14 protein-coding genes are annotated in these 12,781 nt (G+C 69.3%); 3 read left to right on the plus strand and 11 right to left on the minus strand.

Annotated elements, in window-relative coordinates; all coding sequences use genetic code 11:
* The 4 genes from VHR41_17855 to hrcA all read right to left on the minus strand — a co-directional run.
* Positions 1-434, minus strand: a 434-nt coding sequence (locus tag VHR41_17855) for an RsmE family RNA methyltransferase (GenBank protein ID HEX3236065.1), incomplete at its 3' end; no start/stop codon positions are given.
* Positions 431-1,264 (minus strand): 50S ribosomal protein L11 methyltransferase, encoded by an 834-nt coding sequence (locus VHR41_17860; protein ID HEX3236066.1) that lies wholly within the window; start codon positions 1,262-1,264, stop codon positions 431-433. The genes VHR41_17860 and VHR41_17855, both read right to left, overlap by 4 nt.
* Positions 1,261-2,388: a molecular chaperone DnaJ gene (gene dnaJ, locus VHR41_17865; GenBank protein HEX3236067.1), complete on the minus strand. Its 1,128-nt coding sequence runs from the start codon at positions 2,386-2,388 to the stop codon at positions 1,261-1,263. The genes VHR41_17860 and dnaJ overlap by 4 nt, the downstream gene beginning before the upstream one ends.
* Positions 2,385-3,416 (minus strand): heat-inducible transcriptional repressor HrcA, encoded by a 1,032-nt coding sequence (hrcA, locus tag VHR41_17870; protein ID HEX3236068.1) that lies wholly within the window; start codon positions 3,414-3,416, stop codon positions 2,385-2,387. The genes dnaJ and hrcA overlap by 4 nt, the downstream gene beginning before the upstream one ends.
* Before the next feature lie 149 nt (positions 3,417-3,565).
* On the opposite strand from hrcA, the gene VHR41_17875 reads away from it, so the two are divergent.
* Positions 3,566-3,928: a four-helix bundle copper-binding protein gene (locus VHR41_17875; GenBank protein HEX3236069.1), complete on the plus strand. Its 363-nt coding sequence runs from the start codon at positions 3,566-3,568 to the stop codon at positions 3,926-3,928.
* Here the strand turns inward: VHR41_17875 and hemW are convergent.
* The 4 genes from hemW to VHR41_17895 are packed head-to-tail and all read right to left on the minus strand — an operon-like array spanning position 3,918 to position 7,885.
* Entirely contained in the window at positions 3,918-5,021 is a 1,104-nt protein-coding gene (gene hemW, locus VHR41_17880) for a radical SAM family heme chaperone HemW (protein HEX3236070.1), read from the minus strand. The genes VHR41_17875 and hemW overlap by 11 nt on opposite strands.
* Positions 5,022-5,057: 36 nt before the next feature.
* Positions 5,058-6,179: a DNA-processing protein DprA gene (gene dprA / locus VHR41_17885; GenBank protein HEX3236071.1), complete on the minus strand. Its 1,122-nt coding sequence runs from the start codon at positions 6,177-6,179 to the stop codon at positions 5,058-5,060.
* Positions 6,180-7,244, minus strand: a complete 1,065-nt coding sequence (obgE, locus tag VHR41_17890) for a GTPase ObgE (protein HEX3236072.1) — start codon at positions 7,242-7,244, stop codon at positions 6,180-6,182.
* Complete coding sequence (locus VHR41_17895) at positions 7,244-7,885, minus strand: carboxymuconolactone decarboxylase family protein (protein ID HEX3236073.1); 642 nt, start codon at positions 7,883-7,885, stop codon at positions 7,244-7,246. Before VHR41_17895 ends, obgE begins: the two co-directional genes overlap by 1 nt.
* 127 nt (positions 7,886-8,012) lie before the next feature.
* Here VHR41_17895 and VHR41_17900 point away from each other — a divergent pair, with 127 nt between their 5' ends.
* On the plus strand, positions 8,013-9,551 hold the full coding sequence (locus tag VHR41_17900; protein HEX3236074.1) for a hypothetical protein: 1,539 nt from the start codon (positions 8,013-8,015) through the stop codon (positions 9,549-9,551).
* Positions 9,548-10,582 (plus strand): D-glycero-beta-D-manno-heptose-7-phosphate kinase, encoded by a 1,035-nt coding sequence (gene rfaE1, locus VHR41_17905; protein HEX3236075.1) that lies wholly within the window; start codon positions 9,548-9,550, stop codon positions 10,580-10,582. The genes VHR41_17900 and rfaE1 overlap by 4 nt, the downstream gene beginning before the upstream one ends.
* Here rfaE1 and VHR41_17910 read toward each other — a convergent pair.
* The 3 genes from VHR41_17910 to VHR41_17920 form a co-directional block, all read right to left on the minus strand.
* Positions 10,579-11,646 carry a hypothetical protein gene (locus VHR41_17910; GenBank protein HEX3236076.1) on the minus strand — a complete coding sequence of 356 codons (1,068 nt, stop codon included), beginning with the start codon at positions 11,644-11,646 and terminating at the stop codon, positions 10,579-10,581. The genes rfaE1 and VHR41_17910 overlap by 4 nt on opposite strands.
* 202 nt (positions 11,647-11,848) lie before the next feature.
* Entirely contained in the window at positions 11,849-12,256 is a 408-nt protein-coding gene (locus VHR41_17915; protein HEX3236077.1) for a response regulator, read from the minus strand.
* 192 nt (positions 12,257-12,448) lie between these two features.
* Positions 12,449-12,613, minus strand: coding sequence for a hypothetical protein (locus tag VHR41_17920; GenBank protein HEX3236078.1), 165 nt, complete (start codon positions 12,611-12,613; stop codon positions 12,449-12,451).
* Positions 12,614-12,781: the final 168 nt, after the last annotated feature.

The raw sequence follows: 12,781 nt of genomic DNA on the forward strand, positions 1-12,781 counted from the left end.
TCCACCATCGGCGCCCACGCGGCGCCGCATTGTTTGAGCGTCTCGAGGGCGTGGCGCCGGAGCTTCGGCAGATGCTGCTCGCGCACCCGGGTGGCGACTCCAGCGGTCCGTTCGGTCAGGAGCGGCACGACGGTGGTGACCCCCAGCTCAGTTGCCTTCTCCACCAGCCAGACGAACCGCTCGCGATCACCCGCGCCGACCGCCAGGATGAGCTCCGCCGGCCGGGGTGCCGCGGCCGCCGCGTCCACCTCCACCAGCCAGGACTGCCCCTCCTGCACCGCCCGCCCCGTGCCGATCAGTCCGGCGCCGTCGCGCAATCCGACCGGGTCCCCCGCTTCCACCCGCCGCACCCGGAGGTGGTGCGCCTCGTTCTCGTCGATTGGCGCTCGCGACCCCGCCGGATGAGCGCCGGCGGGCACGAGCACGGTAATCACGGGTGCGCCGCCGCCACCGCCCACCAGCCGGCGTCTGCCGTCTCCTCCTGGATCTCGAACCCCGCCCCGGCCAGCGCGGGCCGGAAGAGGTCCGACTCTGCCACTTCCATCCCGGAAAAGATCCCCAGCCCACCGGGCCGGAGCGCCGGTCCGATGGCCGGTAGCAAGGCGACGTTCACCGTGCGGAGAATGTTCGAGAGCACCAGGTCGGCCGGGCCGAGCAGACGGGTCAGGTCGGCGGCGTCTCCGTCGAGGAACTCTACCACGCCGCGAACCTCGTTCCGTTCCGCGTTGCGCTGGCCGACGACTGTGGCCTCGGCGTCGTTGTCGATGCCGATGGCGCGGGCGGCACCCAGCTTGGCCGCGGCGATCGCGAGAATCCCGCTCCCGCTGCCGAGATCGAGCACGCGATCGCCGGCGTGCAGGTACCGCTCGAGCAGGACGAGGGCGGCGCGCGTAGAGCCGTGCTCCCCGCTTCCGAACGCGTTCTCCGGGTCCAGCACCACGGTCGTCGCGTCAGGATCCGCGTCCCCCGTAATCCACGATGGCATCACGATGAGCCGGCCGAAGCGCCGCGAGCCGAGCCCCTCCCGCCACCGGATGCTCCAGTCGACCGATTCGAGCGGCCGCGATTGCGCGTCCACCGGCCCGCCCTCCGCCGCCGATAACGCGGCGATGAGCGCGGTGGCGGCGGGCTCGTCCTCGGCGAAGGTGACCAGGGTGCCATCGTTCCGCTCCTCCACCGTGTGACCGGTGTGCGCCACCAGCCAGGCGCTGGTGCGCTCCCGGTGTTCCGCCGGGGTGCGGACATCGACGGCCCACCAGGTCATGCGCCGAGCGCTTCCTTCAGCTTGGACCAGAAGCCGGGCGACCGGGTGGGCGGCTCGCCCTCCAGCTTGGCGAGCTCCCGGAAGAGCCGCTCCTGCTCCTCACTCAGGCGCTCCGGTGTCCAGACGTGGATCCGAACCAGCAGATCTCCCTTGCGCGACTGTCCCAGCACCGGGAGGCCGCGCCCCTTGAGGCGGAGCACGGTCTCCGGCTGGGTCCCGGCCGGAATGCGCACCCGCTCCGCACCGTAGGGCGTCGGCACCTCGAAGTCACCGCCCAGCGCCGCCTGGGAGAAGGAGAGCGGCAGATCGAAGAAGAGATCGTCTCCCTGGCGCTCGAAGCGGTCGTCGTCCTTGATCTCCAGCATCACCAGCAGGTCGCCGGCGGGGCCGTTCCGTGGACCCGCCGCCCCCTGGCCCCGCAATGTCAGGTAGTTGTTGGAGGAGACTCCGGCCGGAATCTCGACGGCGACCGTCTTGTCGGTCCGCACCCGTCCCTCGCCGCGGCATGCCTCGCAGGGATGCTGCACCACCGCGCCTTCGCCACCGCAGGTCGGGCAGGCCGAAACCGAAACGAACTGGCCGAACATGCTCCGCGCCGCACGTCGGACTTCGCCGCTGCCGCCGCAGGTGGAGCAGGTCGCGGGACGGGTGCCCGGCTTGGCCCCGCTCCCCTCGCACACCGTGCAGCGCTCCAGCGACTTGAACTTGACGGACTTCTTGACCCCGCTCGCCACCTCGCCCAGCGTGAGCCGCACGTGCACCCGCACGTCCTGGCCCCGGCGGTTGTCGGCGCGCTGGCCCGCGCCGAAGATGGACTCCAGCCCGCCCAACCCGCCGAAATCGCGCATGAAGATGTTGAGCGCTTCGCTCAGGTCGACGTGGTGGAATCCGAATCCCCCAGCGCCGGCACCGACCCCGGCCTTGCCGTATCGGTCGTACGCGGCGCGCTTCTGGGGATCGCGGAGGATCTCGTAGGCCTCGGTGATCTCCTTGAACTTCGCCTCCGCGTCGGGCGCCGCGTTGCGGTCGGGATGGAACTCCATCGCGAGCTTCCGGTAGGCCTTCTTGATCTCACCGTCGGGAGCATCGCGCGGCACGCCGAGCAGGGTATAGAAGTCACTCACTCCAGCAGTCCCTCCACCAAGCGGCTGGTGTGCTCCACCAGCCCGATGATCTTGTCGTAGGGCATGCGGGTCGGCCCCATGACGCCGATGACGCCCTTGAGGTCGCCGGCTTCATAGGAGGCGGTGACCAGGGTGAACTCGTTCAGCCGCGCGTCCGAATTCTCCGCGCCGATGGTGATCGAGAGCCCCCGCTGCCGGCGCAGCACCAGCGCCTCCTTGAGGAGATCGCGCCCCTCGGTGAGCCGGAGCAGCTCCCGCATCCTCGAGTTGGAGGCGAACTCGGGCTGCTCCGCCAGCATCTGCGCGCTGCCCAGCACGACCGCGCTCCCCTCCTCCGGCAGGCCGAAGATCCCCTCCCGCTCGGCGATGAAGATGTTGAACAGCTCGCCGCCCTTGCTGGAGCTTGCCGCGTCGCGCAGCCGCTCGGGCAAGTTGGTTCGGATGGCCTGGAGCGTGAGCCCCGCCAGCCGCTCGTTGAGGACCCGGGCCACGTCCTGGACTGACTCGGGCGAGAGCCGGCCAGGCACCTCGACGAAAATAGTGCGTACCACACCCCCGCCCAGATTGAACACCAGGAGCAATCGCTCCGAGGAGACCGGCACGAGCTCCAGCCGTTCCAGGACCAGCTCGTTCAGTGCCGGAGCTACCGCCACGCCCAGCTCCTGGGTTAGCACGCCCAGCACCTGCGCCGCCCGCCGGAGGATCTCTTCGACCGCGTTGCGTGATCCCGTCAGCTCGGTACGAAGGGCGTGCTGCGCCTCGTGGCTGGGCGGCGCCAGGCGCATGATCTCGTTGACGTACCTCCGGTAGGCGCGATCGGTGGGGATCCGCCCGGCGGAGGTATGGGGATGGAAGAGGTAGCCCTTCTCCTCCAGCTCGCTCATCGTGCTCCGGATGGTGGCGGGCGACACGCCCAGGCCGAACCGCCGCGCGATGGTCTGGCTGCCGGCCGGCTCCGCGGTCTCGATGTAGGTCTGGACGACGGCTTCCAGCACCCGCAATTCCCGCTCACTCAGTTGATCCTGCATGGGCATAGCTCGAAAATATAAAGACTTACGGCGACGCTCGGAAGCGCGGGACCGAGCCCGGGTTGACCGCCGCTCCAGCGAGCCCTACCGTGAGAAAGCGCTGACGCCAGTCTCGAACCAACACCGACTTCATTGAATCTGGAGGACATATGGCCAGCCGTGACCCCGGCACCCATCCCAATCAGGAGATGGAGCACTGTATCGATAACTGTACCACCTGTCACCGGATCTGCCTGGAGACCGCCGCCCGCCACTTCCGGGGTGAGGCGGCGATCGCGGAGACCCACGTGCGGCTGCTGCTTGACTGCGCCGAGATCTGCGCCACCAGCGCGGACTTCATGATCCGAGGCTCCGAGCTGCACGCCCACACCTGCCAGGCGTGCGCCGCCATCTGCGACCGTTGCGCCGATGAGTGCGACCGGGCGGGCGAAGACCCCCACATGGCCGCCTGCGCCGAGATCTGCCGCCGTTGCGCCGAGACCTGTCGGGAGATGGCGGGCGCTATCCACTGACCGAGGCTGTCAGGGCGTCGAGGCGCAGCCAGCCCTCGGCCGTGAGCCGGATCCGGCCGCGGCTGGACTGCGCCCAGCCCTCTCGCTCCCATCGCTCCCGGGCTGCCAGCGGGAGGCGATCATCCGCCAATCCGTTGCTGGTGCGGAGCCCGAGATAGATCTCTTCCAGCGCCACCGCTTCGGCATCCAGCTCCTCCTGCCCCACCACAGCACTCTCCCCCGCCGTCACCGCCGCGAGATACGCGGTCCAATCCCGCAGGTTCCACTGGCGTGACGCTCCGAATCCGCTGTGCGCCGCCGGCCCCAGACCGATGAAGGAGTCGCGGGTCCAATAGGCACTATTGTGCCGCGCCTGATGCCCGGGGCGCGCCAGGTTGGAGACCTCGTAATGCTCGTAGCCGGCGGAGGTCACGCGCCCGTGGGCGGTGAGAAACTCCGCCGCATAGCGCCGCTCGTCCACGGCGGCGACTTCTCCCCGGGCAATCCAGCGGTCCAGCGGGGTTCGCTCCTCCACGGTGAGGCCGTACAGCGAGAGGTGCTCGGGCTCCAGCGCCAGGGCCTGAGCCAGGTCACCCTCCCAGTCCCGATGGAGCGACGCCGGCAGTCCGAAGATGAGGTCGAGCGAAAGACTCCCGATGCCGGCCTGGCGGATTATCTCCACCGCCGCCGGCACCTGTTTGGCCGAATGGGTTCGGTGCATCCACCGCAGCACCAGCGGATCGAACGACTGTACGCCGAGAGAGATCCGGTTGATGCCGGCCGCCCGCCAGGCGGCCGCGGCCGCCGGCGTCACGTCTTCGGGATTGGCCTCCAGCGTCACCTCGGCGCCTGGAGCGATTTCACGGCGGCCCGCGATGCGCTCCAGGATCCGCGCGATCCCGCCGGGATCGAGTCGTGATGGGGTCCCCCCACCGAAGTAGACTGTCTTCACTTCGGGAGCGGCGGCCCAGGCTGGGTGGTCCTGCCAACGCTCCCATTCGCGCGAGACCGCCTCCACATACGCGTCGGTGGGCGTCTCGCGGCGGACCGCGATGGCGAAATCGCAATAGCTGCAGCGCCGCGCGCAGAAGGGAACGTGGAGATAGAGGTGCATCCGGAAATCTACCCCGAGCACGCTCGAGGCTCAGTCTTACCGCCGGCGGAAGAGCCGGCCGGGGCACTGCTCGACCACACCCGCCAGCTCGAGGCCACAGAGCAGCGAAAGGAGGTCACCTGCGGGTCGGGAGGATCGGGCCACCAGCGCGTCCAGATGCAGCGGTGCGGCATCGAGGAGCAGGGCCAGCGCCCGCTCCTCGTGAGTGAGCGACTCGGGCAGCGGTGTGATCTGGACCGGGCTCGCCGGCTGGGGCTTGTCACCCTGAGCGAAGCGAAGGGCCCGCTCGCACTCGGGATAGTGCTGCAGCAGATCGACCGGCTCGAGAAAAGGAGTGGCACCGTCCCGGATCAGGCGATTGCACCCGACGGACACCGCACTGGTGACCGGGCCTGGCACCGCGAGCACCTCGCGGCCCTGGTCGAGCGCCGTCCCGGCCGTGATGAGCGCGCCGGAGCCGACGGCGGCCTCAACCACCACGGTAACTCGGGCGAGGCCGCTGATCAGCCGGTTTCGCCGGGGAAAGCTGCCGGCGTGGGGCTTCTCGCCAGGGGAAAATTCGCTCAGCAGCAGTCCCCGCGCCCTGACCCGCTCGTACAGCTCCCGGTTGGCCGCCGGGTAGACCACACCGAGACCGTTGCCCAGCACGCCGATGGTGCTGCCGCCGGCATCGAGCGCACCGCAGTGCGCCACTGCGTCGAGCCCGCGCGCCATGCCGCTCACCACCAGGACCCCCATGGCCGCGGCCTCCGAAGCGAGCAGCCGGCACACCTCCGCCCCATAGGCGGTGTGATCCCGGCTGCCCACGATGGCGACGGCCGGCGGGTCCAGCAGACGGAGGTCGCCCAACGCGAACAGGACCGGCGGCGGATCGGGAATGATGCGCAGGACCGGGGGAAACTCGGGGTCTATGCTGAGGAGCACTCTTCCGCCCAGGCGCTCGGTGGCCTCGACCAGGCGTCTCCCGTCCTCAGGCGAGGCGCTCTTGAGGGCGGTGGCGGCGGCGCGAGAAAAGCCGGGCAAGGCGCCCAAAAGCTCGAACGGCGCCGCGAGGGCGCCGAGTGGGGTCTGGAAGGCAGCGAGAAGAGCGTCGAGTCTGGCGGGGCCGATCCCGGGCACCTGGGCCAGCGCCAGATAGGCGAGTCGCTGGTCGTCCATCTACTCGTCGTCCATGAAATCCCAGTAGCCGGCAACCTGGGATAGATCTCCCGGGGCGGCGTCCGCCTCCGGCCGCTCGGCCGACTTGGCGTGTTCCACGAACTTCCAGAAGTACCCCTTCAATTCCTCCAGTCCCAGGCCGGCCGCGCTGGATACGGCAAGCACGCCCGCTGCATCCGGGGCGGAAATTTCCGGAAGCGGATCGGACGCGGGCAGGAGATCACGCTTGGTGAGGAGGACGATGTGGGGCTTGGCCGCGAGCGCCTCGCTGTAGAGCTGGACCTCCTGCCGCAGCCGATGGTACACGGCCTCCGGCTCCGAGCTGTCGAGCGGCACCAGAAACGCCAGCACCCGGGTCCGCTCCACGTGCTGCAGAAAGCGCAGGCCGAGGCCTTTGCCCTGGTGCGCGCCTTCGATGATGCCGGGGATATCGGCCAGCACGAAGCTGCGGTGCCCGGAGAGCTTCACCACGCCGAGGTTGGGCTCCAGTGTGGTGAACGGGTAGTCGGCGATTTTGGGCCGGGCGGCGGAGAGCACCGAAAGCAGTGTGCTCTTCCCGGCGTTGGGCTCGCCGACCAAGCCCACATCGGCGATGAGCTTGAGCACCAGCTCGATCTGTCGCTCCTGGCCTTCTTCGCCGGGCTCCCACTCGCGGGGTGCCTGGTGGGTTGAAGTGGCGAACCGGGCGTTGCCCCGCCCGCCCCGCCCGCCGCGAGCCACCAGGAGCGTATCGCCGGGGCGGAGCACCTCGCCGATGAGCTGCCCGCTGTCCGCCTCCCGCACCACTGTGCCGGGCGGTACCGGAAGGAAGACATCGGGCGAGGAAGCTCCGGTCTGGGTCTTCCCCCTGCCATGCTCCGCCCGCTCGGCCTTCCACACGGTGCGATAGCGGTAGTCGAGCAGGGTGGCGAGATTGGCGTCGGCCCGGACGTAGACGCTGCCGCCCTGGCCACCGTCACCGCCGTCGGGGCCGCCCTTGGGCTTGTACTTGAAGCGGGCGAAGGAGGATGCCCCGGAGCCACCGGTGCCCGCCGCGACCCGCACCACCGCGCGATCGATGAACATCAGTTGCCCGGCGACCAGCCTTCCCGCACGCTGCGCCAGAGCTCCTTCACTTTCTTCCACTGATCGAACGAGAGCAGCGGATTGACGATGGAGAGCACCCCTTCGATCTGGCCGAACGACGCACCGGCATTGAGCGCCCCCCGGAGATGGGAGTGGAGCTGCTTGGGGGCCTCCAGCACCGCCGTTTGCGCCACCGTGCAGAGCTCCCTGCGCATGAGGTCGAGCCCGGGCCGGCCCAGGGTGCGGCCGTAGCCCTCGGTGATCATCCACGAGTCGATGGCCGGGTGAAGGCCTCTGACGCTCTCGCGCAGCTTCCGGTAGTTCTCGCCATAGATGACGCTGCAGACCTCCTCGCCCCGGCGGGTCCACTCGGCGACCTGACCGTAGTCCTGGCCCTCGTCAGTACCGGCCGCCGGCACCCCGCTGAACTTGCGCCAGACCCCGAATGCGATGAGGGCCCGGGGATAGCCGACCATGAGCACCGACTGGAGAATCAGCTCCTCGACCCACACCGGCGGCACCTGCGAGGAACGCAGCGGGCCGACACGCTCGCGCAGCTCCGGCTCGTACCCCTGGGCGATCGCCGCGGCGAATCGCACGAGATCGCGACTCTGAGGATCGAGGCTGTCTTGTTTCGCCATCCCATCCTACCTCGAATGAGGAGAGATCCCGCATCGGATTCCCGCGCGCCCGCATCCGGACCACGCAGCCCGCCGCTCGAAGATAGCGGCTTACTTCTGCCCCTGCCTCTTCGTACCTTTCGCGCCCATGCCCGCCATCATGCGCCGTCTCATCGTCGCCGCCACGCTGGCCGGCGCGCTGGCACCATCGCGCATGAACGCCCAGGCCTCACCCTACCTGCCCCTCGATGACCCGCGGCTCCCGTTGCTGGAGCACCTCATCGCCCGAGGCGACATCGACGATCCATCGCCCATGATCCGGCCGTTCCGGCGGATCGATGCCGTGCGGGTCCTGATGGCGGCCGACACGGTGTCCGAGGATGCCGCCCCGCGCTGCGGACGTTCAGCGACGCTCATCCACTCGCTGCGGCAGAGTCTCGCCGATCCGCCGGGAGAGAATATCTGGCGGATCGCCGGGCGGGCGGGCGGGCAGGCCTACAGCCACCTGCGGCGGGACGTGCTGCACCCGCTCGGTCCCGACGGGGTCCGGCCCTACGCGGACTTCACCGGCGAGGCCACCATCGGCGGCTTTGCCCTGGCGGCCCGTCCGGCGGCGGAGCCCCGCATCGTGCACGACCCCGAGTGGCCCGGCCGCAAGGATCTCGAGCTCGCCTGGCGAATGATCGACGCCTACCTGAGCGCCCAGTTCAAGTACGGGAGTGTGTTCTACGGCCAGATGGACCGCAACTGGGGTCCGGTCGGCATCGCGGGGATCGGGCTCAGCAACTACGCCTACTCCGGCGTCGAGGCGGGCTTCACCCTGGGAACTCGGACGCTTCGGCTCGACGCGCTGGCCCGGTCGCTCAAGGATACCAGCGACGCCGCGGGCGACGTGATCCACCGTTACTACTTCGCCCACCGCTTCGGGCTCCGGCTGTCCCACCGGGTGCGGGTCGGCCTCTGGGAGACGGTCATCGTCGCCGGAAAGGACCGGGAGTTCGACGCCCGGTTCCGCAATCCGGTGAGTCTGCTCACCCTGGCCGATCAGTACGGCCTGGGCGACAACGGCAACATCATCCTCGGACTGGACGCTGGTTGGCGAGTGGCCGGGCGGACCACCGTCGAGGCGCAGCTCGGGATCGACGATCTGCAGTACCAGAACTCCTCCGGCTCGAACCGCTACCCGAGCCGCTGGGCGTTCACCGTCTCGGCCTTCGGACCGCTGGGGCGAACCCTGGGATGGCGCGTCCTCTACACCCAGGCGTCCAGCCTGGCCTTCCGCACGCTCAATCCGTTCGAGAACTTTACCGAGGCGGGGGTCGGCCTGGGCCGCAACTTCGACGATCAGGATCAGCTCACGGCGACGGTGTCGCTGCCCCGCGGCACGGGATGGCTCTTCACTCCCGAGCTCACCCTGCTCCGCCAGGGAGAAGGCGCGATCAACCTGCCGTTTCCCGCTACCGCAGTCGAGGCGGGGGCGACGCCACAGATCTTCATCGGCGTGGTCGAGCGCACCTGGCGCGCGGCCCTTGGCGTGAGCGGCCGCCAGGGGCCGCTCGACCTTAGCGCCAACGCGGGGTTCCATCACGTGGTCAACGCGGATCACCAGGAGGGCCGGACGGTCGACCGTTTCGAGGGACGGCTCCAGGCCACGCTGGGACTGAGCCGCCGTGGGGTGCTGCAATGAGATCGGGGCTCACGCCGCTCACGCGCGAACGCATCCTCCACTTGATCGCGCGGATGAAGACCAGTCGGGTGGTCGTGGTCGGCGACATCATGCTGGACCGCTACCTGATCGGGGAGACCGATCGCCTGTCGCCCGAGGCGCCGGTGCCGGTGGTCACCGTCCGCGAGCGCCACGCCGCCCTGGGCGGCGCCGCCAACGTCGCCGCCAACGTCGCCGCGCTCGGCGCGGCCTGCCAGCTGGTGGGCACGGTGGGCGATGACGCGGACGGCGCCGCGATCCGGCAGGAGCTCGCGGTGGCCCGGCTGGAGGACCGCCACGTCGTCACCGTGGCCGAGCGGCCCACCACCTCGAAGACCCGCATCATCGCCCGAGCCCAGCAGATCGTGCGGATTGACGACGAAGTGGATTCGCTGCTGGACGGGGCGGACCTGGCGCGGCTCATCCGGGTGACTCGCGACGCGCTGGCCGATGCGGACGCGCTGCTGCTGGAGGACTACAACAAGGGCGCGTTGGCGCCCCCGCTCATCACGGCGGCGATGGAGGTCGCCAGGCGGCGCGGCATCCCCATCGTGGTCGATCCCAAGTTCCGCCAGTTCTTCGAGTACGCCGGTGCCACGGTGTTCAAGCCCAACCGACGGGAGCTGGAGTCGGCACTGGGCGCCTCGGTCGACCTGCAGAACGGGAACGCACTGCCCGAGGTGCTCGCCCGGCTGCGCGTGGACAATCTGCTGGTGACGCTGGGGGCGGAAGGGATGGTGCTGGTGATGAAGGACGGGAGCTTGACCCACATCCCCAGCATCGCGCGGCAGATCTACGACGTCTCGGGCGCCGGTGACACGGTGACGGCGTGGATGGGCACGGCGTTGGCCGCGGGCGGCTCGATCCGGGAGTCGGCCGAGCTGGCCAACTATGCGGCGGGCGTCGAGGTGGGGAAGCCGGGCGTGGCCACGGTCTCACCCGAGGAAGTCCTGGCGGTCCACGAGGAGCGCTACGACCAGATCGGCCGGCTCCGCCGAGGCGGGCTGATCTAGAAGACCGAGCTCACCCCGGTGGCGAATCCGAGCCACACGCTCCAGGTGTCCCGCCCCGCCTCGACGTACTGGCGGAGCTGGCGCGCCCCTTCGGCATAGTTCGGCGCCAGCTCCACGGCGCCGGAATCCGCCATCCGGCCACGCAGCACGTCCGCATGGTCGTTCTGCGCCACCTCCGCCAGCCGCTCCTTGGTCCACGAGTTCCGGGCGCCCACGCCGGCGTGACGCAGGAATCCGAGGAGATCCCGCCGAGTCCAGCCACCCAGCCACGCCTCCAGGTCGGTCGCGGGGATCACCACGCCGGTGGCGAGGATCCGGTTGGTCGAATCGGCGACGTCCAGCCCCCGCTTCCGGGTGTCGTAGCGGCTCAGACTCGCCAGCGTCCGGGGGACCCGCGCCTCCGCGCTGAGGTGGCGCAGCGCGTCGACTGCGTGAGCCCTGGTACCGAGCGGGAGGGTGGCCAGCGCGGCGAGGATCTCGCCGAGCGGCTCGTTCTCGGGAGGCACGGGTGAGATCAGGGAATCAGGGTCGAGCGGCGGCCAGCTCGACCAGAAGCTCATCTCGCGCCCCATTTCCGTGACGAAGGCGTTGCGCCGAGCCACCAGCACATCAGCCGAGCGAAGAGTGAGCGCGTGCGCAGCCATGACCGAAGCGAGAAAGTCGCCGCCTTCCCCCGTCATCACGAAGCCGGAGAAGGTTTCGTGTACCGCGAGCATGATCAGCGCCACCTTGAGGTCGAGGTAGGCCTCGGCGGTGCCGCCGGTCAGATACGTGTCGAGCTCCGCAGCCACCAGCGCCTGGCCCAGCCCGTGATACTGCGCGCGCAGATATTCGGACGTCTCGCCGACGCCCGGATTGGCCTGGCGCACATGCCAGAGGTACTCGCCCACGGCCTCCGCGTCATTCGACCCGACTCGCTCCCGCAGCCAGGGCGAGAAGTCGACGCACGGCACGCAGCTGGATGGGCTATGGGTCCTGGAGAGGCAGGGAAAGTTCGGATGACCCTGGCCCCCGGCGAAGGCGGCCAGATCCGACACGCCCAGATCCGGCAGCGTCAGCGTCATGGAGCGCTGCTCGAAACTCTCTGTCATCGGGATGCAACCCCCCGCTCTGGAGAAGGCCCCGCACGACCCGGCGCGGGGCTCGGCAAATCTTCTGCCGGATCAGCCAATCGGCAAGACCCGACGGAGGCGATCGAGGTTGGGGGCCAACGGGACTGGTCCAAACTGGCTAGTCGGGAGACTTGAGGCCTCCGACACTGGGCCATCATTCTAGTCCATGGCGTCCTTTCCCGCCAGCGGGGCCGAGCAGCTCCCGCACCCTGGCGAACAAGGCCGCCGTTGGGAACGGCTTCTCCAGAATGACGACGTCCTTCCGCTGCGGCTCATAGAGGTGCCCCAGACCGGTGATGAAGAGGACGTTCCGCACGACATGCCGGTTGGAGAGGGTTGCGATCAGCTCCTCGCCGCCCATGTCCGGCATCCGGACGTCGGTGACGAGGAGATCGACCGGACGATGCAGCTCCTCGATCAGACCGAGGGCCGCGCGCCCGTCCTCGGCCACCCTGACGTCGTAACCCTCCAGACGGAAGAGACGCTCCAGCATCCGGCGCACATGGGGATCGTCGTCGACCACCACGATGGTGGCGGGAGGTGCTGGGGGGGCCTCGCTCATGTCGGAGAGCGCTGTTACGTCATTGCCTGACTTTGCCGAGGTGCTTCAGCGCACGATCTGAAGCGACGTTCCTGCAGGGGCACTGCACGTCGGGAGGCAAGTGTGGTCCCCCGGACGGCGCTGATGTTACCTAATGTGGCCGGTCCGGCGCCAGTGGGAACCGATGAGAGCGGGGCGCCGGCTGGAGCGGGCTCAGCGCAGCCGGAGGAACCAGAGCGCGACCGCGAGTCCGACTCCGACGATCGCGATCCACAGAAGGATCCGTCGCAGATTGACAGCCAAGAGCGAGGCGCCGCAGAACTGGCAGCGTCCGACGCCCGGCGCCTGAGTGACACCACAGTGGGGACAGGGCGGCATCAGGCGTCCACCCGCCGCGCGGAGCCGACCGCGACCCATCCCGTGACGAACCCGAGCACGATCCTGAAGATGAAAGCTCTCCCCATGCGCCGTCCACCGGTGGCCTGGTTCATTCCAGATCTATTGTCGGAATGGAAACCTGTCCACCTCAAAGCGGAAGGTAGAGCG

This window comes from Gemmatimonadales bacterium (genome assembly GCA_036265815.1).
Classification (GTDB): domain Bacteria; phylum Gemmatimonadota; class Gemmatimonadetes; order Gemmatimonadales; family GWC2-71-9; genus CAVVWJ01.